Origin of the sequence: Streptosporangium heterodermiicola, from assembly GCF_051390675.1 — a bacterium.
Lineage (GTDB): Bacteria > Actinomycetota > Actinomycetes > Streptosporangiales > Streptosporangiaceae > Streptosporangium.
Genome location: NZ_JBPJSR010000132.1, coordinates 1 through 308, shown reverse-complemented (window position 1 = coordinate 308; position 308 = coordinate 1). Strand labels below are relative to the sequence as shown.

Here is a 308-nt window from a genome sequence, read left to right as displayed (position 1 = left end):
AACGGGTCGAAGGCCAGCTTGGCGTTCGACTTCGAGGCGATGAACGAGCTGTGGTTCCACGATCACGCGTTGCCCGCCGAGGAGGCGGGCTTCCGCCGGGTGCTGGTCACCGAGGCGGGGCATCCGTACGCGGGGGCGTGGTGGCCGCCGGGTCATGGCCTGGGGTATGAGCACACCTTCACCCACGAGGTGAAGGACTTCGTCGAGGCGATCGCGTCGGGCGTCGCCCCGGCCCCGTCGTTCGACGACGGACTGAACGTTCAGCGCGTGCTGGAGGCGGTCGAGCGCAGCGCCGCCGACCACAGCCG

The 308-nt window shown here is 70.1% G+C and carries 1 pseudogene; it reads left to right on the top strand.

The window, feature by feature from the left end:
- Positions 1-18: 18 nt before the first annotated feature.
- Positions 19-308: pseudogene (locus ACSC1Q_RS43210) on the top strand (gfo/Idh/MocA family oxidoreductase); the annotation flags it as partial.